Origin of the sequence: Flavihumibacter sp., from assembly GCF_036676075.1 — a bacterium.
In the GTDB taxonomy this organism is placed as follows: domain Bacteria; phylum Bacteroidota; class Bacteroidia; order Chitinophagales; family Chitinophagaceae; genus Flavihumibacter.
In genome coordinates, this window is sequence record NZ_JAKFDQ010000010.1 from 179,915 (window position 1) to 201,191 (window position 21,277).

The following is a 21,277-nucleotide window of genomic DNA, read 5'->3' on the forward strand; positions in this document are numbered from 1 at the left end:
TCAAGATAAGCTTAGCGATTCGGGACGGATTTTTTCTGCCTTATGGCTGGTATCCATGATATAAAAAACTCGACGACCAGTAGCGGCAAAACCCAACTCATCCATTCATAGGTAGTATCCTTTACTTCATCGTTACTGATGAAAAATAAAAGGTTCTGCTTGTAAACAAGGTCATCTAATATACGCAATGCGATAAATGTTAATCCAAGCGTATAGCTACGTATCGTAAAATGCCTGTGAGCTTTGATATTCTTTCGCCTGATGGTTAACCATGCGGCAATCGTCATGAATATCCATAGTATGGATAGCAGCATTACCGGAATAATAGATCCTTGATAAGGTTGCGTTATTCCCAGCACAAAAGCAGAGACGCCTCCCAGCAGGCTGCCAATAATATAAACTTTGCCAAGGGTTCTATGCAGGTTCATATACCGGATCCGGAATCCATTCCAGAATTGAATCGGTCCAAGTATTAATGGAGCGAGCGCTGTTGCAATATGAAAAATATAGAGGAACTGTTTATTCCAGAAAGTTGGTCCTAATCCCTCCCTGTAAAATCTGAAGTGAATAGCCCTGTAAAAATAGTAGACACTTAAGAGAATGATAATACTCCAGAATGCTTTAGTGTATATTTTCCTGGCCTGGGTGCTCATGAGACGCTATATTACAAATAGGGTGATAAATAATTCATTAATTTTTTATGTATTTTCAAGATTAGCGATTAAGCAGGCACTGATTTAAGCATGAAATAATATTTCGGTTAATGAAATACTTATTGTTATGAATAAAACAGTTAAGAGAGCATTCATGTTTTTCCTGTGCATTTCCTTTTTTCCATTAGAGGGTCTAGCACAATCTTCCTGGAAATCACCTGAGTACAAAGCGGAGAGCTATCGAAAAGTGATGGTGCTGGCCAAAACCACCGACGAACTGGCCAAGCGACAGATCGAAGATTTCACCGTAAGGCTGTTAATGGAAAAAGGTATTACTGCAATACCTGCCTATTCAAACATTACAGATGCAGATATTTCAACGGAGGAAAAGCTGATAGCGAAGGCGGATGAACTGCAGGTTGATGCTCTTCTTGCTTATACCGTAACGGGCAGGAATACTCAAATAAAGAATTCACCTCGTTTAGATGCACACCTTGGTATTCCGGTTAGGGTCGGCATCTTCAGAGGTTTTCTTGGCACCAATGTTTCCATTGCAGGGGGGACCAAATCTGTAGCTGTTGTAAATGTGACTGCTAGTTTTTTACAACCGTTCATCTCAGAACATGCAATGGAGCAAGGGCCTTAGTGGAAAGCTGTAAAAGGGAACGGATAAGCTGGCGGAGGTGTTTGCCAAAGAAACTGTAAACGCGATGATGAAGGAAGGCATATTCATTCAATAGCGCGTATTACCCTGCATGGATTGCCGGCAGCAAAAACATTCTCGGGGATATCGCGTGTAACTACACTTCCTGCGCCGATGATAGATCTGCTGCCGATTGTAACGCCGGGACATATTACCGCTGATCCCCCTACCCATACGTCCTCTCCTATAACAATGGGCTTGGCAAATTCAAGTCCCGTTGCCCTTTCAGCATGATTAACAGGATGCATGGCGGTATAGATCTGGACATTGGGACCGAATAATGTTCTGCTACCGATGGTGACCTTCATAACATCCAACACCACGCAATTAAAATTAAAAAAGACCTTATCTCCCGCTTCAATATTGTAGCCATAATCACAATAGAAAGGGGGCTGGATCCAGAGATCCTGTCCGGCATTAGGGATGAGAGCTTTCAGTGTTGTGTTTAGCTTTTCTGTATCAGCAGGATCGGCATTGTTCAGTTGTAGAAGTAGGATTCGTGCATTGGTTCTTTCTGTAGAAAGTTGTTCATCAAGGGCGTTGTATAATTCGCCGGCGATCATTTTTTCTTTTTCTGTGGGCATGGATTTTTATTTATACTTACGCACTACCTTAAACGCAGTAGAAGCCTCTGTTTCATCCCAAATAAATTTCAGGACACCTCCGCCTTTATTGGGATCAATGGTGATGGTGAACTGGTCGGTTTGTTGGGATGCTTTCTTTACTTCCAGGGGGATGGTTGCAATATCTTTTGCGTGGTCGGGGTCGGTGGGCCATTGTTTGAGATCGGTATTAAAGATCAATTTCCATTGTGTTAGCGATGGGATGGTATATAAACTATAGTCACCTTTCGGGATGATTGTTTTACCGAATTGAATATCATAAGGAAGGCTGATAATAGTTGGATGGCCAGCACCTGTTCGCCATACAGAATCATAAGGAACTATACCTCCAAATATCTTGCGGCCTCTTTTGTAGGGCCTGCCATAGGAAATATGGATAGTATCCTTTTCAACTTCGAAAGCAACTTTCACTTCGGGGGAGGGAATGCCAATCTTTGGCGTTTTGGATAGTCTTTTTGCTGCGGCATCAACATCTATGGGTTCATGTTTGGTGGCTATATAATTCCATGGGGTGCCGGTTCCATCATAGTAGAGAATTCTACCATCGTCACTAGCTTTGATTTTCGTGTATTCCAGGAAGTCGCCACCAAAAACAAGGGTATCACCGTTACCTTTTGATATGGCTACCTGCCGGATGCCGATATAATCATTGATCAGCGTAAGGGGAAGGCTTTGTTGTCCTGATTGGATCAAACGTATACAGTGCCATTCGATGAGTGATAGTGTTGGCGTCCATCCCCCAACAAAATGCATTTGAGCTGAGGCGCGCTTATTAGTATATTCTTTTGTATCACCCGGACCGGAGGCGAACCAGGTGCATGTATCATTTTCACAATAGAGTCCCTGGGTGCCGGATGAGGTAAGATAGCTGCTATCGGGGTTCATGTAGGAGATGGAGTAATGCTTTATACTGCCGTCGGGATAAAAATGAAAATCGAATACACCTACCTGGTCGACGGGGTAACGGAGAAAAGCCTTTCCAAAGAGATGGTTGGGCAGCATATTATAGGTTTCAACGATGACGGTATCATTGCCGAGTTTGGCAACAAAAGAGGCAGTGGTTTTTTGCTGTGCAGAAACAGTGAAAGTGATGGTATTTAGAATTAACAGCCAGATAAATGATCTGAACAAAATATTCTTAAATAATATTTCAATTCTATTGTACATGCTCGTTACCCTGATCAGGTTTTGCAGTATGCCTTTTATTAATATGAATTTCTACTCCCATTACCCATCCCAATATAAACCCACCCAACGCGCCCCAGATGATACCAGATCCAATAATACCGCCCAGGGTCTTTGAGTTGAGATCTTCTGCTGTTATCAGGTCGCTCACAATAATTAACAATGCGATAGCTATTCCCAAAGATAGTACTGCTTTAAGCCGGGTATTTTTTGCCATACTTCAATTTACATAAATATTCAGAGTACAGTATGCTTCTATTCCGTCAAAAGAATTTGCTGCTATCAATTCACTTAAACAGGCAGGGGCGGGCTGAACCGGAAGAGCGATTGCATCCGGAAAAAGACAAGCTTTCCCCATCCACCAATTGCTTTAACCTGCAAAAGATCTCCGGTATTCATGTATTCAATTTTGATCGTGATGCAGGGTGTTATCGTGGGATCCAGTATTGTAAGGAATTTTGCCTGGTCCATGGTAAGGAGTGTGAGTTTTCTTGCAAAATGCTTCTCCACCAATTCATGCACTATCTGCATCTGGATAACGCCGGGTGTAACCGGGTGCCCTGGAAAGTGACCAGTATAAACGATATGGTTTGCATTGAGTTCAACAGTGGAAGAAAAATGCATGGCAGCATTTTCTGTTTCAAGTATCTTGTATAATGTACCAAACAGTTTCACATCAGGAGGGTTGTTTACGGAGAAGTACCAATCCCAGGTTTTCAGGAATTAAATTATTGCATATTAATATATTTTTTATCCCTTCCCTGAAATGCGGTGGTGCCCCCGTTAATAAAATATCTACGCCAAAATGCATGGCAAAGGCGGAGCTGGTAAAATAAGTACCGGATAGCTTTTGATAATCAATCAGCTTCTCCAAACCAAATAGCCGAATCAACTCATCATAAATTTCAGGAGTACTGTTTGCATAAAGAACCAGGTCAATTTCATCTGCCGGGCGGGCGTTTGATTGAAGAAAATTTTCTATCCTTTGCGCCGGGTTAACAACCAGGCCCAGGCTTACCACGTCAACCAGCCTTACACAGGAATCCGTTTCTTCCTTTGATAAGATGAAGAAAGATGATCCGCTGGTCAGAAGAACATCCTCCCGGTTCAATCTTTCGTTGGTACTATAGATCGCCTCTTCTGTTTCATCGGCACCACCTAACAATATATTATTGCCGCCTTCACGAATACATAAGACCCCATCAAGGAGGCTTTGCTCAAAGGATAAGCTGTTCTGCGTATGGGTGCAATTATATCCATGGTTCTTCATTATTAGGGATATCTGTCCGGCGATGGTATTATGCGTGGAAACGATGAAGAAGGTAGGCGCCAAAGGCCCGCTCCCTGATGAAATTATCTTATCGAGGAAGTTTTTGGTATTGGCGCAACAGCCCATACTGGTGCCAACGATAATGCCATCGGGTTGCGACAGCTTTACCTGGGCCAGGCAATCGAGAGAGCATGTAATGGCCATTTTCTGGACCTCACTCATCCTGCGTCTGTCCATGGCCGGTATAAACCCGCTGTAATCCGGTTCCCTCAAAAGAGCGGAGGAATCCAATTCCGTCAGGGTTGAAGAGAATCCCTTGTTCTGGAAGGTTGGTTGATACGATATGGTTGATGCGGCGATAATAAACATTTACTGGGTTTTACTGAAAATCAGCGTACTGCAGTTTCCTCCGAAACCGAATGAGTTGGAGAGGATATAATCTATATTCACTCCGGGTTGAAAACGGATTTGCGGTTGCATGCCGGTTTCTTTCATGGGCGTTGAAAAATTGAGGTTTGGCAGGAGCGCCTGATGGGTCATCGCCTGAACGCAAAACACTGCTTCAATTGCGCCGGCTGCTGCCAGGGTATGTCCGGTATATCCCTTGGTTGAACTGAACGGCGGGATATGATCGCCAAAAACATTTTTTATGGCTGTTGATTCAGAAAGGTCATTATTGCCGGTTCCGGTGCCATGGGCATTAATATAGCTGATGTTATCCGGGCGGATCTTAGCTTTGGCAAGGGCGTTGATCATGGCGAGGTATGCACCATAACCGTTGGCGGAACTCGCTGTTTGATGGAATGCATCCGTTGCGTTGTTCCAGCCTGCCACTGTACAGAGGGGTTTGTTTCCCGAGATGGAAATACTCTTTTCGCTTTCGAGCAGCAAAAATGCTGCGCCTTCCCCCAGGTTGAGTCCCTTCCGGTTTTCATCAAAGGGTTTACAGATATCCGTATCGTAAATATTGAGGGAACTGAATCCATTGATATCAAAGTGGGCGAGCGGATCGCATCCTCCTACAAGTACCCTGTGGAGCATATTAGCTTCAATAAGACGGGCGCCATGCATGATGGCATTGGCACCAGATGAACAGGCAGTGGAGATGGTTCCGATATATCCTGCTATACCCAATGCAGCAGCCACCCTTTCGGTGGTTCTGCCATTGTCATGCGTCATCAATTTATGCATGGCGGAAGATGGATTCTTTTTCGACTCCATATAATATTTTTCCGTGCGGTCTAATCCCCCCACTGAGGTGGAAGAAATCAGTCCGGTGGAAATGCCAGGATGATGCACATTATTTCCCCAGGCTTCTTTTGCTGCAAGCAGCGACAGTAATGTTGTACGTGAATAATCGAGCTCAGGCAATGCAAGCATTTCGACCAGTTCTTTATCGCTTAGCTTCACTTCGGCAAGCATAAGGTTGTATTCAGTTGATCTTTTGATACCGGTACACATGGATTGGAGGGAATGGAAGTTCTCCCGTCCATTTAACCCGATTGCGCTTACAATACCAATACCGGTAACATATACTTTCATGAAGATTTTGCCTTTTCCTCCTGGATAAATTCCGCCATAGCGTTTATGGATTGAAGCACTTTCCTGCCAACGGTTTCATCCGTGATGCGCAGGCCATGATACTTCTCGATCAATACAACCAGTTCAAGCGCATCAATTGAATCCAGTCCCAGTCCGTCACCAAACAAGGGGGCATCATCCTGGATATCTTCCGGACGGATCTCCTGAAGGTTAAGTTCTTCAATGATCTGTTTTTTCAATTGATATTTTATATCCTCCATAATGTATACTTCTACATTCCAGCCAGTTTGATCTCACATTCGAGAAGCAGGTTGCCATTTGAATAGTTTTCCCCTTTTAACAGGAACATGTTTTCAAACTGAACGAGGAGATGAATGATGGTAATAATGGTATCGTGAACCCTGGGTAAAGAATACAATTTCATTTTTGAGATGGCCCCTATAAATCCGTCTGCATTTTTCCCTTTGGTTGACATAACAGTTATTGCGAGACCAGCCGAACTGCTTTGGGCAATATTTTCAATTAGTGCATATTCCCGCAGCATTCCGTCCTCCAGAAAAATATTACCAGGTAAAACCAGGAAATCGGTTTTAAACCTATCCGCAGAAGCTTCAACCAGGTTATCGATCATGATAAAAGGGGCGCGTTGCGGAATATAGTTTTCTATTTGTTCTTTGTTGATCACCATCAGGAATAAAGGCCTCCATTAATATTGATGACTTCTCCGGTAATGTACGAAGATTTTTCAGAGGCCAGAAAACTCACCAGGTGGGCAACTTCCCGGGGTTCACCTACCCTGCCGGCCGGAATCAGTTTGATATATTTCTCCGGATCAATGGTTGTGATCATGTCTGTGTTTATAAAGCCGGGAGCAACTGCGTTGACGGTTATATTCAACCGAGCAAGTTCCTGTGCCAATGCCTTGGTGATGCCAATAATTCCGGCTTTGGCGGTTGAATAATTTGTTTGTCCCGCTGCCCCTCTTAATCCCGATACGGATGAGATGTTGATGATGCGCCCGCTCTTATTTTTGATCATTTGCCTCACCAGGTTTTGGGTAACGTTATAGGTTCCTTTCAGGGAAATGTCTATCACCTCATCCCAATTATTTTCTGGCATCCACATAAACAATCCATCCCTGGTGATGCCGGCATTGTTAACCAGTACTTTTACAAATTTTTCAGGATTGGCAGAGAGCCATTCCCCGATGGCTTTATCAACGGCTGACCTGTTCTGCACATTGAACTTCAGCAGCTCGCCTGATCCTCCCTGTTCTTCTAACAGCCTTAGCGTTTCCTGTGCTGCCTGGGTATCAGAGGCATAATTAATTAAAATGTGAAGGCCGTGATCTTTGGCCAACTGTAAAGTAATTGCCCGACCGATTCCTTTGCTTCCTCCTGTGACTAAAGCACAATCAGGTGCTTTCCGCATTTTTCGTTTTGTTACGATTGGCGATCTTAAATATTCCAAAAATAGAGAGTCCTAATAACGCGATACCTCCTATAACGGCACCGGCCCCACCACCACTAAATACCAGGCATATGCCTGCACAAGCGGGGATCAGCAGCAATATGATCAGGAGGGTGGCAACGCCGGCTGACATGCCATTAAAGGCATGCCTATATTTGGTAATGAGCTTCATCAGCCGCGCCTTTTTCTTTTCCAATTTAATTGCCTTCCTGGCGGCTTTCAGCTCTTCTTTTGATGATTTAAAATTTCCTTTTGAGGGATTGATTGTTTCGTTGGTAGAACTGGTATACGCGGCAAATGCTACAGCAACAGCTTCCGGGGTTGGGGCATGCACATCTGTTTCATCCAGGTTATCCTGGGGGAAGACAGCCCGGTCAATTTTGTTTAGCGCATGCGTAACAGGCGAGTCAGGATAGATATCTCCTACCCTGTTACCAAACAATACCATGATAAAAAAGGAAGAAAGAATAATACCCAGATATGCCAACCTGTTTTTGGCCAATTCAATGGGTAAGACAAGGTTGCTTCGTTTTGGCAGGAATGGGACTATAACAAAACCTGCCACTATAATAGCGAAAAAGATGAAGGCGGTGGACTTGGAAAAGGCATATCCCAATTCATTAATGTTGTTGCCTACGAATAATCCCAATGCCATCAGGAGCAATTGCAGCACAAAAATTAAACCCTGTGCTTTATGAGGATGGGCTTTTGACCATCTGGTCATTTTAAAAACGCCGGTGCGGAAATAGCAGATCATTCCCCAGATAACACCTGCCATTAAAAGTGATACCAGGAAGATCAGTCCGTCGCGCATGATTAGGGAGCAGGCGATCAGGACCAGGATGGTTGTGGTAAGAAGGGTTTTATGTTTCACAGCAGCAATATTTAACTACATAAAATTAGATGCCGTTGATAATCAAAGGGGAGTGAACTAAATAAGGATCGATTCAATTTCTGTCAGCAAACTACTATAGGCCTTACTGTTATAAATATAGAAATATTTTTTCGTGAAGTCACCTATTTTCTCTTCTATTTCTGTAGTGGTTTTATTACAAATAACCCGGCAGGCGGTTTCCAGATCCTGACCAATGCTGCCGGAAGCCTGGCGACTCATCAAGGCCAGTATGATGCCTGTTTGCAGTTTGTTTTTTGATTCTCCTGAATATTTCAGCAGCAGCTCCAGCCCCTCCTGTATGCTACCACCCACATAGCCGCAGGCAATTCCAACACCTGACCACAAAGCAGGATGGCGGTGGGCAGGAAATGACTCCATTAAGAGGGAGAGTTCATCCACATTGCCCTTAGCCATATACCATAGTCGCCTTCCAAGTCCCTGGTCAAATCCCCAGAGGTCAGTTCCCGCTATGCCTTCCGGAACCAACTGTTCCCGCACGGTTCTTCTTCCTTTAAAAAGGCCATGGTAATAACCGATTCCGTCAAACACCATTTCCCTCATCACTGGTTTCCTGTTTGGGAAGAAAATGCCAGGTAGGGTTCCGGATTTAGCGAATGCCCAGCCCAGACCTATATCCATATGAAAACTATGTTGCAGCAGGGAGGTTTTATACAATGCCATCAGGTTTTCCATTTCATTGCCAGCCTCCAGATCCTTCATGCCCATCATGAAAGAAGCGCTTTCATAGCCCACGGATCGGAAAATTAGCGGTTGTGCATCCAGGAAAGAAATTATCTCCTCCAAAGAATGAGGTTGAAACATAAATTCCTGTACTTCCAGGAACAGTTTCTGCACCTGGTGCATGTTGTCAGAAACCTTAGCTGACAAGCTCATTGGTAGGTGTCATTTTTTTTACTACCCACATTTTCGCAATATCCATTTGAATGGATTCATCTATTGCAAGTGCCTGTTGGCTTTTTGATTTATGGAGAAGCAATTCTTTTCCATCCGTCAATTTCATCTCATAGGGATCAACATGCATGTTGTTGGGAGTATCATGGATATGCGAACTCACCAGCCGGAATATTTCTGCGGCTATAAGCTCCAGGGTTTTCAAATTAGATTCAATTTTTGGCATTAACTCCCCTGGCAGGTATTGATTGATAAGTTCGGATTGTAGCCTGTGCAGGCAGGCCAGATCAAATATATTCAACTGCTTGTCTGAACAGGATTCAATAGCATATTCACCCCATGAGAGAAACAATTGCTGCATGTGTTCGTTAAGGATTGAAAATTTCCGGCCAATGCCGTGGTGGGTTGTGGAGTATTGTTTTAATATCTCCGGGTTGGTGTATCCGTTATTATTGAACAGCACATTCGGTATGGCCCAATAGGCTGCCCAGTCCCAGACTATCTTCAGCAACATGATCTGTGTTTTGCCAAAGAGACCGTACATATTTTTATACAATGTGATCCATCCACGGAGTAATTCTTTATGGGCAAGATCATAAATAAGGGTGCGCAGTGCTATATTTTCACCGTTCCTGTGCCGCACAATTAAATCGGTGATCCAGCTATTACTGAGCCCGATAAAATCTGAACCAGGTGAATATAATGGATCCATAAAAGCACCTGCTTCACCTGCAACGGCCCATTTGTCGGAAGAATAAAACTGTTTAACATCATAGGCGAAGCTTTTCATTACTTTAAAATCCATCAGCTTGTCTTTTTCGGCAGACAGGATCCTTGCAGCAAGTGGCTCATGTTTCTCCAGCCAGTTGAATGCTTTCTCAAAAGTATTGAAGGTGTTAAAGGGATGAAATTTGGGATCTGCAACAATGCCAATGCTGGTTCTTCCTGATATAAGGGGGATGAGCCAAACCCAGTAGCCTTCTCCCATCAGGTGGTTGGTAGCGAGGCGGCGCTTTCCCGGGTCAACAAAATTCCGCCATTGAAGATCGTCGGACCAGTTGTCTATATCAATTGCAGCATCCAACCTGAACCAGGCAGAATTAATATCATGGTGAATGTCTTTTGCGAGATCAAGTTTTCTTTTCAGGAAACTGTTTCTGCCGGAGGAATCTACGATCCAACAGGCTTCAGCATGGTGAATGGTATCATCCCATTCATATTGCACCAAGTGCTTTTCTTTCGACAATTCAACGGCAATAACTTTTGCCCCGAGAACGATTTCTACGCCAAATTCCTGAACCCTGCGTACCAGTTCATTCTCCAACAGTCCCCTGTCGAGCTGGTGGGTTTTAAAAGGGTTAGAGAATTTCGAACCCAGTTCAACGCGACGGGATATATCATCAGTATGTTCCGGACTAAGGAAAAAGCGAAAGCCAAATTTAGGAAGCTGGTGTTCAGAGAGGTAATCTTTGAGGTCCAGTACATTTCTCAGGTAAGAGGAGCCTAATTCACTGAGTGATTCGCCCACTTTGTGGGTTGCTTCCGGGGCATTCTCTTTTCGTTTTTCCAGCACCAGGATAGAGATATCCGGCTGGGTGCGAGAAAGTTGTAAAGCAAGTGTTAGTCCGGCGAGGCCACCACCTACTATCAACACGTCATACCCTTTTTCCTTTACCATTGTATGAAGGTTTACATTATACATAGCGAATATCATTGAGGCCAGTGAAACTGACTATTGGCATATACGAGGCCCTGACATGCTAAAGAATTTATATGAATTTAATGCTTAGTTTTTGTATTGAGAATGGTTTCAGTTTTTACACTCATGTCTTTAGACTGTTCATAAACTACCTTTCCATCTATGATGGTCATTATACTTTTAGTAGACGTAAGCTGATTTGCAGGTATTGTAAATATATCCTGAGATAATACTGCCAGATCAGCTAACATCCCTTTAGTGAGCGTGCCTTTTTCATTTTCCTTGAACTCTGCATATGCATTGGTTTTTGTATAAGCTATCACTGCTTCCTCCCGTGTCAGGTTTTCCTTTGGATTGGAATGGGTGCTTGTCATCATCATGATCTCGATCAGAGGGTTGGTGGTACCATCAGGAGAAACACCCAGCAGTACCCCATCTTCAAGCAGGGAACGCAGCGGACTCGCCATACAGTAAAAGGCAGTGTGCATCATAATAATTCCCATCTCTCTCAGGTCTTTTCGCTGTTGGATAGAAATATCGCCTACACAATTATGTTCTATCCTTACTCTTTTTGTTTTCCACTGCTGGGCTGTTGCCATTTCTTTCATGAGCGAAAGGATTACAGCAAAACTACTGTCGGCAGTTATGTGCATCAGCAGCTGCCTGTCAGTAGTAAGCGCTTCCCTGAATATTTGCTTCATCGTATCGATGGGATAATTAAATCGTCCGTACCAGCCAGGCTTACCCGGATAAGGAATTGTTCGCAGGGAGTTCTCACCCATGGGAGATCCGTCTATAACATATTTAATTCCTGTAAGGTAAGTGAGCGATGAAGGCGATTTACTTTTTGTATTCCAATCGCTTAACTGTCGACCTGCGGAGGTAGATCGGGGAAAAGCAATCATTCGAATACGTTGCGGCAGATTAGCAGCAGGTAAAATATTATCTGCGTCTTTCGCATTGAAACCTGTTCCCATATATTGAACGGTTGTTATCCCTCCCTGTAGTTGTTTATGGGCATAAGATTGTAGTCCTTTTATCAAATTCTCCGGATCCGATTTATACCTGGCTATCCAGATTGGTGCCTGGGCATTTTGTTCAAGTGATGAAATTTTATTGTCAGCATTTCTAATAAACCATCCACCCACAGGCTCTTTATCACTATCACGCAATCCCGAGGCTTCCAACGCCTTACCATTAACTGTTAGACCATGCCCCCACCAAATTTGAAGTGCTACCGGATTGTTTGGTGCTAAACTATCTAACGAAGCCCGCATACTGGAATCATGTAATACTGCTATTCCTATTAATCCATGAATCCATTCGCCCGGTCTGGCTTCTTTTACCAGTGTTCCAATAGAATCCAAAACGGCTGCTTTGCTAAGTCCCACATGATCCATTTCCGTATATGAATATGATTTCCCTATCTGCGCTTCCCAGCCGGGATGATCATGTGCATCATTAAAACCCGGAACAACCAACTTTCCCTCCAGATCAATCCATCGCGTTTTGGGAGATGCCAATTTTTCAATTGCCAGGTTGCTGCCGCTTGCAAGGATCTTATTACCCTTGATGGCCAGAGCCTGCACATAAGGCTGCTTACTATCACTAGTAAATATTTTACCGTTGGTGAGTATCAAATCTGCCTGCTGTGCAAAGGAACTAACACTGATAAATGTACACAGGCAAAAAAAACAGACTGCTACATAAATAATATTTTTCATCCTGATTGATTTTTAATGTTTGATTCCAATTTCCATCAATCCGGAAGCCTTTCAGTAAACATTCATGTGAAAGACATGAATATCTTAGCGAGGAGTCTGTTTAAGTGAGGGAGAAGAAAAATCTAAAGCCAACCAAACTTTTGTACAAGTTTATCCTTTTGATTTTTTGCTACCGGAATATTGATGTCACCCTGCATAATGAGATAAGCAGCCTCTCCCTTGTGATACATTTTAATATGGTCAAGATTAACGAGGTACTGCCGATGCACCCGTAAAAAATTCCGCTCTTCCAATACCTGCTGTACCTCACGTAAGGTTTTACTCAGCAAATAATTTTTACCGTTTGTGAGAAAGAGTCTTGTGTAGTTACTTTCAGCTTCACAATACACAAGTTCCTTCAGCTCAACAAAATGAACACCTCCCTGGCATGGTACAGCTATTTTTTGAGGATACTGTCCACCTAATAATTGAGAACGAAGCATTTCAAATTGACGCATATCAATATGTTGGCGTTTTTCAGCCTTTCTTACTGCCTCTTGCAGTTCATTAGTGTCCAGGGGCTTGAGCAGGTAGTCAAGCGCACTGAAGCGAAAAGCTTTAAGAGCAAACTCGTTATAAGCTGTGATAAAAATTAGGTTAAAGGAAATGTTGCCCAACTGTTCAAGCAGTGCAAAGCCATTCATTTCAGGCATTTCAATATCCAGGAAAACCAGGTCAGGACTCAGGGTACGGATAGCTTGCAACCCATCCTCACTACTGGTAAATTGCGCCAGTATTTGCACCTGTGGGCAGTGTTCCTTCAATTGAAGGGCGAGCAACCGAACGCAATCCGGTTCATCATCAATCAGTATGGCTCTTAACATTATTATTTATGATTGTTTCCATGAATTTTATATTGGAATTTCCAAAACCACTTCTGTTCCGGCGGCAGTACCTTCATTATCGATAAGGTCATTGACCTGTACTTTTGTATGGGTTTGATATAACTGATTGATCAATGAAATCCGCTCATTTGTTACTTTCATTCCGAATGATTTGTTTGCTAGAACCGATTTGCTTTTTAAGGAAGCGGATTTGATTCGACCTATACCATCATCAGTTATTGTTACCTGTAAACAATCTGACTGTAGTTTTATTAATCTTATCCTTACATTGCCCCCTTCTTTCTTGTGCATAAGTCCATGCCAGATCGCATTTTCCACATAGGGCTGTAGTAGCATGGGTGGGATTTCAATATTCCCGGTATCAATTTCGGTATCAACATCAATTGTAAAGTTCAATTTATCTTTAAACCGCATAGCTTCCATCTGAAGGTAAAGGTCCAATGCATCCAATTCATTTTTCAAGGTTACTTTTTCGGAACGCGAATTTTCCAATACCAGTCTTATCAAACGACTGAACTTAGTAATATAGGCCGAAGCTTTGGCTGCCTCATTATCAGTGGTGTAAAGTTTAATGGAATTAAGGCAATTGAAAATAAAATGCGGGTTCATTTGCGCCCTCAAAGCTGTCATCTCCATTTCGGCAAGCTTTTGTTCATAGGCGAGTTTTATGCTTCCTTCCTGTTGCTCTTCCAACTTGCGACTTTTTTCTCTTATTTCTTTAGTTCGCTGTGAAAGATCAGATTCTAACTGGCTTGTATAATGCTTCTGCATGGTATTCTTTTCATCCTCCACTAACTTATTCCTGTATGCCAGGGCAAGGGAAAAGCAGAAGAGTTCAATAAATAACCCGAGTGCCATAAAAAATGGTGGATAATTCACAAAAGCATAAACCTGCGGTGAAGCGTTCTCAACAAGAAAAATCCCATGTATAGGGGAAAGGGAAATAACATAGAGGCTTATTCCCCCAGCAAGTAAGTAAGGTTTTAGCCTGCTTCGGCTGCGCAATGTTGCAATAATGAGCAACACACCCATACACAAAGAGGGTACTGTGTCTATGATAAAAAACATAGGAGCGCTGGGAATCAGGATGCCGGTAAAAAGTTGTATACCCACCAGCACCTGCAGTATAAAGAGCAAAACCATTAACGGACGAATAATTTGCCAGAGTTTTGGCTGCTCCTGGGGAATAGAAAGAAGATTTATCAGAAAGAGCGCATAAGCAAGGCTGAGAATATGGGAAAAAGAAAAAGACCATGGATGGGCAAGCCATGGTAAAGACGCTGGGGTTAGCCCTAATTCAAAGCGGGGATTTGCAAACTTCAATATCCATAAAAAAGCCAGGGCAGCATATAATGCATAGAATAAAAATGCTTTATCAAGATTCAGATAAAACTGATAAAAAGAATAGAGGCTCATGAATAACAGGCATCCTATTATCATGGATATCACAAAAAAAAGCCACCTGACAGCATTTGATTCAGCCAGAAGAGAGCTTTGATAACTCTGGCTTGTATGAATAGCCCCCGCAACATCTTCAAATAACAAAAGATGATCAACTACCTTAATAAAATAATGATTAGTAGTAAGCGGTGGGATTTTCAATGACATCGCATACTTACCCAGAGGCTGATTTGATTCAACCGTACACATACCGGCATCACCCAAATGCGAAAATGAATTATTGTCCTTTAAATAAAGTGATAAATAAGCATGTACTCCGCCCGCATACCACAATCGAAGTGTATCTGAAGAGTGCTGGTTAGCAATTTGAAACTGAAGCCAGATAACCTGGGTTGTACGCTTCATTTGTCTGTTATGAATAAACTTTGTACCTGGGATGAGCACTGAAGAAATAAACCGTTGCTGCGCTACTTCCCGGATCGATTCTGTTGTATCGCCGGATGGGCTTCTATAAAACAAAGCATAAGGTTCAACAGCAATACCGTGCTCCAATACGGGCTGGGTTTTAAAATGAAGGGGCTGTAGCAGTTGTGCACACACGAATTGCACAATCAGTGAAAACACTATAATCAGCAGAAAAACTCTGACTGCCATTCGCTAGCTTTCACCTAAGTTAACAATTAGATCAGGGGGTTAACCGAACTATCTTGTGAATGGCTGAATTTGACTCCTCAACTGCCCGTTTCCTGAGTAGACCCCAACACCGCTCTCCAATCCTCTTTGGTCATGGTGCTGAAGAAGTCTTTGCCGCTTTGTACTAATCCCGCCGACAATTCTTTTTTGCTTTGCTGCAGTTGCATCATCTTTTCTTCTACGGTACCCGGACAAATCAATCTTATCGCCTGCACATTCTTATGCTGCCCTATACGATAAGCACGATCGATTGCCTGTGATTCAACGGCAGGGTTCCACCAGGGATCCACAAGATATACATAACTGGCTGCAGTGAGGTTGAGGCCTACGCCGCCGGCCTTGAGGCTAAGCAGGAATACGCGTACACGGGGATCGTGCTGGAAGCGGTCAACAGCAGCTTCACGGTTTCGAGTGGCGCCGGTGAGTGTTTCGTAAACGATGCCACTTTTATCTAGTTCCTTTGCTATCAGCTCCAGCATTGAAACGAACTGCGAGAACACGAGGATTTTGTGTTGCCCACTCTTCGATTCTATTTGTTCCATCAACACTTCGATCTTGGAAGAGCCTTCACCCTGCAGGTGGTCGGCTTTGAGCAGACGGGGGTCATCGCAGATCTGTCTTAATTGTGTTAGTCCCCGTAATACATGAATAGAATTGCGAAGGATCTCATCCTCCATCTTGTTCTCCAGGTAATCTCGAAGATCTTTTTCGTAGGCTTCGTAAACAGCGCGCTGCGCATCTCCCATAGCACAGTATAAAATCTGCTCTGTTTTATCAGGGAGTTCCTGCATCACTTCTTCTTTGGTACGACGGAGGAGGAAGGGCGCCACCTTGCGTTGGAGCTCAGCGGCACGGCGACTGTCTTCAAACTTGTCGATGGGTGTTGAATAGATATCCTGGAAATATTTCTGTGACCCCAGTAAACCCGGACAGGCAAAAGAAAACTGCGCATACAGATCGAGGGTATTATTCTCGATAGGAGTACCGGTGATGGATATACGGTTTTTAGCGCGGAGCATCTGCGCGGCCTGGTATCGCTGCGAACCTGGGTTCTTTATCTGTTGCGATTCATCCAGGAAAATATATCCGAAGGTGAACCGGCGCAGGTAGTTTATATCGGAAAGCAGGGTGCCATATGAAGTAATGACGAGATCAAAATTTGAAAATGTTTGAATATCTTTTTCGCGGTGGGCACCATGCAGGGTAATATGACTTATTGAAGGAGCGAACCTATTCAGTTCGGCCTGCCAGTTGAAAAGAAGTGAGGTTGGTACCACTAGCAAATGTGTATCTGATTGCCCTTTTTCTTTCAGCAGTAAAATGAATGCGATCACCTGCAAGGTCTTACCCAATCCCATATCGTCTGCCAGCACACCGCCAAACTGGTGCTGGTGGAGGAAGTAAAGCCAGCTTAGTCCCTCCTGCTGGTAATGCCTCAGATTTGCCTGCAAACCGGATGGAACTTCAACTTGCTCGATGGCCCTAATGTCGGTTAGCTTTTCCCGGTAGTTCTGAATGGTGGACTTAACGGAATTATCCATTTCAGTTTCATCAAACAATTCATTTATGGTCTCGAATTGTGTGCCGGGCATGATGAGATCATCGCCCATGATGCTGGCGGCGAAGAAGAAACGCGACATCCTTTCGAGCCATGCTTCCGGTAGCAGTCCCAATGTGCCATCGTCCAATTGTATATACCTGCTCTTATTTCTAACGGCCTGCTGTATTTGTTTTAGTGAAGCTTCCTGGTTACCATATTTAGCTTTCACTTTCAGATTGAACCAGTTGAGGCCGGTTTCAACCTGCACCGATATTGTTCCCTTGTGTGCATTCTTTTTGTTGCCCTTCAGTTGGTTGAAGCCGAATATGGAGATGCCAGCCTCGCGCCATTGTTCAAAGGCATCGGTGAACCAGTCTTCATTGAGGAAGCGATCGCGATGGAGATAGAAATAAGTGAGTCCTTCATCTAGCTGCTCCATGAAATGAGGATGTTGCTGAAGCAGCAGGGCGAGGAAAGAATTTTCAGCTGCTTCATCGCGACGCATGGCCATCATTCTTCCACGTGCATCGGGCAGGTAGACCATCTTTTTACTTCGTACCGGTATTTCGAGGCTGCCATATCGCATCATGGGATTGATGGCAACATACTGTCCAAGGTCGGAGAGATAAATAAGTCTTTCCTGCGCGCCCAGCCATCCAGCTTCTTCCAGCTGTTCGGGCTTTGCGGCTTCTATATAGCTATGTACTACTTCCACTTTTTCTTCCAGCTTGGAAAGCACTTTTTGCTGGAAGGCATTGAACTGAGATTCATGAACCTGTATATGGGGGCGGGTTCCAAATACCTGGAGTAATTTAAGGACGGTGAGGTTGGCGGCGAGCCAGAGCCTGCCCTGGTGCAGGACAAAATATTCGTATTTGATCTCGGTGTTGCGGGGGTGAATAACCTGCCCGGCTAAATGTAGTTCTGGTGTGAGTCTATAAAAAGATTCTTCCTTATGCACTTTTATCACAACCTTTTCAAGTAGATCGCCAACTTCTGTTTCTATTAGTGCGCCGGCGCTTACATTTTCAGAGAAGGCGGGGTTATGGTAGTAGAATTTTAATGCAAGCGGGTTTTTGATGATGGTTCTCAGGCAGCGTATATCCGTAGCCGTTTTGATGGCAGTTGGATTATATTGAAATCTGCTGATGCTGGAATAAAATAAAACAGCATCGCTGTTGCTTGTTGCCATGAGTGCTGCATCGGCTGCGCTAATGGGTGTGAGCGGATTTTTGATTGCACCGGACTGTGTTGTGGCGGCATCGTATAGTTCTATGCACAGTGATTTATGGAAACGGAATTGTTTCAGCACCACGATCCGGAGATTGCTGCTGTCGCTCCCCGGAAGCGGTTGTTCATCAGGGGGGAGTAATAATTCTTCAAGATCGCGGATCGTTTCCATGGGTAAGAAAATTAGTGTCGGCCCACCAAACCTTTTGCTTGTTCGCGTAAAGCTTTGGAATCATAACCGATCCCTTTTTTAAAAACCATTTCAATATTTCTTATATCCTCAATATTTTGATCAGGCCTGCCTGATACAATCATTAAATCAGCTAGCTTCCCAATTTCAATACTTCCTGTTTCATTCTGCAGCTTCAAAACTTTTGCACCATCAATGGTAGCCATTTTAATAACTTCCATGGGAGCCCATCCCGCCTTAACCATTGTAACCAGCACGTTATGGTTTTGAAAGCCGGGAAGAATGCCAAGGTCCGCTGCGTCGGCCCCAAGGGCTACCCTTCCCCCTTTTTGTATGAAGCGTTTTTCCAGTGGTCTTAACTGTTTATCATTCACTTCTTTGGGCAGGAAGGGCGGCGGGTTTTTAATTAGTCGCTCAACTCGTTTTCTTTCATCCAAACTTAGATAATCAAAGAGCGATGGGTTTCCGAAATCGCTGTCGGAAAATGGGGTAATTGTCATTACAATATTCTTTGCAACCAAAAGATCGATCAGTTCATTTACTCCTTCCTGATCGGGCTGAAGATTCCAGTTGCTGTTCCAGGGCAGACTAAGATCCACCGAGCAGGAAAGGAAACTATGTTCAATGTTATCGATTCCCAGGTTTGCCGCTTCGGTACAGGACATTTTTCCGAGATGCCCTGTAACCATTAATCCTCTTGCATGTGCTTCTTCAATTACACCTTTCAATGCTTCCGGACTGATATCAGAATATACTTTAAAAGAGGTGCAACCTTTTTCGGCCCAGAAGGCAGTGGCTTTGCGGCCTTCTTCATTATTGGAAATAATAAAGTCGCCCAGGAACCCTCCCGATTCATCATTAAACATTGGTCCGGTAACGAACATTCTTGGTCCGGCTACAGCTCCCTTATCAATTTCTCTTTTCAGGTTAAGATCATACATGGGGTTTTCAGCGCCTGCGGTACGCAGGGTAGTAACGCCGGCAGCGAGATAAAGTTTAGGAAAGCTGATGGGTTGAAACTGCCATACGCCCGCACCGTTATTGTAATTAAAATGCTCATGAAGCATTACGAGTCCGGGTAGTACAGTCTTCCCTCTAAGATCAATAACCTTAGCGTTGGCCGGAATGGCGAGTTCACCTGGTTTGCCGATGCTTTTAATGATGCCGTTAGCTATTAACAGGGACTGGCCTTCCAGAATAATACCTTTTACAACATCAACGATTCTTGCATTCTGGAGAACTATTTCCTTTTGATAATAAAGTACTATGGGGCTTTTGGACTGGGCGAGGCCAGAGAATGATTTAGCCAGCAAAATCAATAGGAGGATGGACAGTTTGCCAGGATAAGATATTGTAGAACGCATTATTAAATTATGTTTGTCGGGATTATTTATTGGCAGCAGTTAATATCTCTGTAAGATCCTTCTTCAAATCTAACCAGTACTTAAGTTTTGTATCAATTATTTGCTGCACCTCTGTATTGTCTTTGTAAAACTCCTTTACTTCAGCTTTAAATTTTTTATTTACAATATCTCTTAAGAAAAGGTAGCTGCCGTCTGATTTTTCAAAAGTGTAAAATGTTTGCTGTGAGGCGATGGCTCCGCCACCGGAACTACGAAAACCATATTGGTAGAGGCTTGATTTAGGGCCGATATAAAAGGGAGCAAGAAATTTCTTTGAACCATTTTTGATCGGTTTTGACAATAAGAAGACTTTATTGCTACCAGAGATAAACCCATATCCCTTTATATCATCAGGACCATACTTTTTAAAACCTGTTAAGCTGTCGCCAACTTCAACTTCATCAATGAAATCATTTGTTGTTTGGCCAAATACACCCTTCCTGATTCTTATCTGCGTTTCGATAGTATCATTTTCGAGGTTAATATAGAAACCCGGCATTGATTTTTGTGAGTGTGCGTCTATTATAGAAAACAATAAAATGGAAATCAGGATAAGGTGCTTCATTACTGAACTATATTAGGTTTTAAGACCAACTATAACTCAACTTAAGAAAAACTTCTAAAAAGTCGGAATGTTTGGTCCCGACTTATTAAAACATAACATTCAATATGTTGCCTTAAAATCCCTTTCATAATACTGCCTCCTTCCATTTAGGTTTGGCCTTCAGGATTTTCTTATACACAGGGCAGGAATCACTATGTGCTCCAGGAAGGAAGCCAATACTCATAAGAAATTCATTTACGATTTCGCCGCCGGTAAAGCGAAAGGTTTTCTTGAAATGCTTCACCCATTCTTCTTTTGTTTTGGGATGGTGAAGTTCGAGCCAGCTTTTGAATGAACCGTGGTCATTCTGAAGCTGTAAAATGGTCTTAGCGTTCTCTATGGCTGCCTGTATTTTCAGCCTGTTGCGTATGATACCCGGATCGCTCATAAGGCGGGTAAAGTCCTTCTCTTTATAGGAAGCAACTTTCTTAATATTGAAATTATGATATGCTTCACGGAAGCCCGCTTCCTTTTTGAGGATGGTTTCCCAACTGAGTCCGGCCTGGTTGATCTCCATGATCAATCTTCCAAATAGTTCATTGTCATCATGGATAGGAAATCCGTAATGGTTATCATGGTAATTTTTATGCAATGCCTTTCTTTCGTCGGTCATTGTTTCTATTGCAATACAGTATGACATGGATGTTTATTAGATT

21 protein-coding genes are annotated in these 21,277 nt (G+C 43.3%); 1 reads left to right on the top strand and 20 read right to left on the bottom strand.

Annotation, left to right across the window (positions count from 1 at the left end):
- Nucleotides 1-11 precede the first annotated feature (11 nt).
- The gene (locus V6M43_RS12320; protein WP_332735659.1) at nt 12-653 is read right to left on the bottom strand and encodes a DUF2306 domain-containing protein; all 642 of its coding nucleotides are present in this window, start codon (nt 651-653) and stop codon (nt 12-14) included.
- A 127-nt stretch (nt 654-780) separates the two neighbouring features.
- Here V6M43_RS12320 and V6M43_RS12325 point away from each other — a divergent pair, with 127 nt between their 5' ends.
- Nucleotides 781-1,299, top strand: coding sequence for a hypothetical protein (locus tag V6M43_RS12325; RefSeq protein ID WP_332735661.1), 519 nt, complete (start codon nt 781-783; stop codon nt 1,297-1,299).
- Nucleotides 1,300-1,382: 83 nt separating this feature from the next.
- Here the strand turns inward: V6M43_RS12325 and V6M43_RS12330 are convergent, their stop codons facing one another.
- The 19 genes from V6M43_RS12330 to V6M43_RS12420 all read right to left on the bottom strand — a co-directional run bounded on the left by V6M43_RS12330 (nt 1,383) and on the right by V6M43_RS12420 (nt 21,261).
- A complete protein-coding gene (locus tag V6M43_RS12330) occupies nt 1,383-1,940 on the bottom strand; it encodes a sugar O-acetyltransferase (protein WP_332735663.1) in 558 nt (185 codons plus the stop codon).
- 6 nt (nt 1,941-1,946) lie between these two features.
- Nucleotides 1,947-3,110, bottom strand: a complete 1,164-nt coding sequence (locus V6M43_RS12335) for a DUF2911 domain-containing protein (protein ID WP_332735665.1) — start codon at nt 3,108-3,110, stop codon at nt 1,947-1,949.
- Nucleotides 3,111-3,135: 25 nt separating this feature from the next.
- A complete protein-coding gene (locus V6M43_RS12340) occupies nt 3,136-3,381 on the bottom strand; it encodes a hypothetical protein (RefSeq protein WP_332735667.1) in 246 nt (81 codons plus the stop codon).
- Between the two features lie 74 nt (nt 3,382-3,455).
- Nucleotides 3,456-3,839, bottom strand: a complete 384-nt coding sequence (locus tag V6M43_RS12345; protein WP_332735669.1) for a 3-hydroxyacyl-ACP dehydratase — start codon at nt 3,837-3,839, stop codon at nt 3,456-3,458.
- A 1-nt stretch (nt 3,840) separates the two neighbouring features.
- On the bottom strand, nt 3,841-4,803 hold the full coding sequence (locus tag V6M43_RS12350; protein ID WP_332735671.1) for a beta-ketoacyl synthase chain length factor: 963 nt from the start codon (nt 4,801-4,803) through the stop codon (nt 3,841-3,843).
- Nucleotides 4,804-5,976 (bottom strand): beta-ketoacyl-[acyl-carrier-protein] synthase family protein, encoded by a 1,173-nt coding sequence (locus tag V6M43_RS12355; protein ID WP_332735673.1) that lies wholly within the window; start codon nt 5,974-5,976, stop codon nt 4,804-4,806.
- On the bottom strand, nt 5,973-6,236 hold the full coding sequence (locus V6M43_RS12360) for a phosphopantetheine-binding protein (protein ID WP_332735674.1): 264 nt from the start codon (nt 6,234-6,236) through the stop codon (nt 5,973-5,975). The genes V6M43_RS12355 and V6M43_RS12360 overlap by 4 nt, the downstream gene beginning before the upstream one ends.
- 11 nt (nt 6,237-6,247) lie before the next feature.
- Nucleotides 6,248-6,664 (bottom strand): hypothetical protein, encoded by a 417-nt coding sequence (locus V6M43_RS12365; protein WP_332735675.1) that lies wholly within the window; start codon nt 6,662-6,664, stop codon nt 6,248-6,250.
- Nucleotides 6,664-7,407: a 3-oxoacyl-ACP reductase FabG gene (gene fabG, locus V6M43_RS12370; RefSeq protein ID WP_332735677.1), complete on the bottom strand. Its 744-nt coding sequence runs from the start codon at nt 7,405-7,407 to the stop codon at nt 6,664-6,666. The genes V6M43_RS12365 and fabG overlap by 1 nt, the downstream gene beginning before the upstream one ends.
- Nucleotides 7,391-8,320, bottom strand: coding sequence for a hypothetical protein (locus tag V6M43_RS12375; RefSeq protein WP_332735679.1), 930 nt, complete (start codon nt 8,318-8,320; stop codon nt 7,391-7,393). Before V6M43_RS12375 ends, fabG begins: the two co-directional genes overlap by 17 nt.
- A 57-nt stretch (nt 8,321-8,377) precedes the next feature.
- Complete coding sequence (locus tag V6M43_RS12380; protein ID WP_332735681.1) at nt 8,378-9,235, bottom strand: DUF1702 family protein; 858 nt, start codon at nt 9,233-9,235, stop codon at nt 8,378-8,380.
- The gene (locus V6M43_RS12385) at nt 9,219-10,931 is read right to left on the bottom strand and encodes an NAD(P)/FAD-dependent oxidoreductase (RefSeq protein ID WP_332735683.1); all 1,713 of its coding nucleotides are present in this window, start codon (nt 10,929-10,931) and stop codon (nt 9,219-9,221) included. Before V6M43_RS12385 ends, V6M43_RS12380 begins: the two co-directional genes overlap by 17 nt.
- Nucleotides 10,932-11,032: 101 nt before the next feature.
- Complete coding sequence (locus V6M43_RS12390) at nt 11,033-12,676, bottom strand: amidohydrolase (RefSeq protein WP_332735685.1); 1,644 nt, start codon at nt 12,674-12,676, stop codon at nt 11,033-11,035.
- A 122-nt stretch (nt 12,677-12,798) separates the two neighbouring features.
- Nucleotides 12,799-13,539 carry a LytR/AlgR family response regulator transcription factor gene (locus V6M43_RS12395; protein ID WP_332735687.1) on the bottom strand — a complete coding sequence of 247 codons (741 nt, stop codon included), beginning with the start codon at nt 13,537-13,539 and terminating at the stop codon, nt 12,799-12,801.
- A gap of 27 nt (nt 13,540-13,566) precedes the next feature.
- Nucleotides 13,567-15,615 (bottom strand): histidine kinase, encoded by a 2,049-nt coding sequence (locus tag V6M43_RS12400; RefSeq protein ID WP_332735689.1) that lies wholly within the window; start codon nt 15,613-15,615, stop codon nt 13,567-13,569.
- Nucleotides 15,616-15,692: 77 nt separating this feature from the next.
- Complete coding sequence (locus V6M43_RS12405; protein WP_332735691.1) at nt 15,693-18,596, bottom strand: DEAD/DEAH box helicase; 2,904 nt, start codon at nt 18,594-18,596, stop codon at nt 15,693-15,695.
- An 11-nt stretch (nt 18,597-18,607) separates the two neighbouring features.
- Entirely contained in the window at nt 18,608-19,978 is a 1,371-nt protein-coding gene (locus V6M43_RS12410; protein ID WP_332735693.1) for an amidohydrolase family protein, read from the bottom strand.
- A gap of 22 nt (nt 19,979-20,000) precedes the next feature.
- Complete coding sequence (locus V6M43_RS12415) at nt 20,001-20,582, bottom strand: hypothetical protein (RefSeq protein WP_332735695.1); 582 nt, start codon at nt 20,580-20,582, stop codon at nt 20,001-20,003.
- A 124-nt stretch (nt 20,583-20,706) separates the two neighbouring features.
- Nucleotides 20,707-21,261, bottom strand: coding sequence for a DNA-3-methyladenine glycosylase I (locus V6M43_RS12420; RefSeq protein WP_332735697.1), 555 nt, complete (start codon nt 21,259-21,261; stop codon nt 20,707-20,709).
- Between the last annotated feature and the right edge of the window lie 16 nt (nt 21,262-21,277).

Coding starts and splice junctions, on each gene's coding strand:
- V6M43_RS12320 (WP_332735659.1), bottom strand. CDS start 653: ATGAGCACCCAGGCCAGGAAAATATACACTAAAGCATTCTGGAGTATT.
- V6M43_RS12325 (WP_332735661.1), top strand. CDS start 781: ATGAATAAAACAGTTAAGAGAGCATTCATGTTTTTCCTGTGCATTTCC.
- V6M43_RS12330 (WP_332735663.1), bottom strand. CDS start 1,940: ATGCCCACAGAAAAAGAAAAAATGATCGCCGGCGAATTATACAACGCC.
- V6M43_RS12340 (WP_332735667.1), bottom strand. CDS start 3,381: ATGGCAAAAAATACCCGGCTTAAAGCAGTACTATCTTTGGGAATAGCT.
- V6M43_RS12350 (WP_332735671.1), bottom strand. CDS start 4,803: ATGTTTATTATCGCCGCATCAACCATATCGTATCAACCAACCTTCCAG.
- V6M43_RS12355 (WP_332735673.1), bottom strand. CDS start 5,976: ATGAAAGTATATGTTACCGGTATTGGTATTGTAAGCGCAATCGGGTTA.
- V6M43_RS12360 (WP_332735674.1), bottom strand. CDS start 6,236: ATGGAGGATATAAAATATCAATTGAAAAAACAGATCATTGAAGAACTT.
- V6M43_RS12365 (WP_332735675.1), bottom strand. CDS start 6,664: ATGGTGATCAACAAAGAACAAATAGAAAACTATATTCCGCAACGCGCC.
- fabG (WP_332735677.1), bottom strand. CDS start 7,407: ATGCGGAAAGCACCTGATTGTGCTTTAGTCACAGGAGGAAGCAAAGGA.
- V6M43_RS12380 (WP_332735681.1), bottom strand. CDS start 9,235: ATGAGCTTGTCAGCTAAGGTTTCTGACAACATGCACCAGGTGCAGAAA.
- V6M43_RS12385 (WP_332735683.1), bottom strand. CDS start 10,931: ATGGTAAAGGAAAAAGGGTATGACGTGTTGATAGTAGGTGGTGGCCTC.
- V6M43_RS12390 (WP_332735685.1), bottom strand. CDS start 12,676: ATGAAAAATATTATTTATGTAGCAGTCTGTTTTTTTTGCCTGTGTACA.
- V6M43_RS12395 (WP_332735687.1), bottom strand. CDS start 13,539: ATGTTAAGAGCCATACTGATTGATGATGAACCGGATTGCGTTCGGTTG.
- V6M43_RS12400 (WP_332735689.1), bottom strand. CDS start 15,615: ATGGCAGTCAGAGTTTTTCTGCTGATTATAGTGTTTTCACTGATTGTG.
- V6M43_RS12405 (WP_332735691.1), bottom strand. CDS start 18,596: ATGGAAACGATCCGCGATCTTGAAGAATTATTACTCCCCCCTGATGAA.
- V6M43_RS12410 (WP_332735693.1), bottom strand. CDS start 19,978: ATGCGTTCTACAATATCTTATCCTGGCAAACTGTCCATCCTCCTATTG.
- V6M43_RS12415 (WP_332735695.1), bottom strand. CDS start 20,582: ATGAAGCACCTTATCCTGATTTCCATTTTATTGTTTTCTATAATAGAC.
- V6M43_RS12420 (WP_332735697.1), bottom strand. CDS start 21,261: ATGTCATACTGTATTGCAATAGAAACAATGACCGACGAAAGAAAGGCA.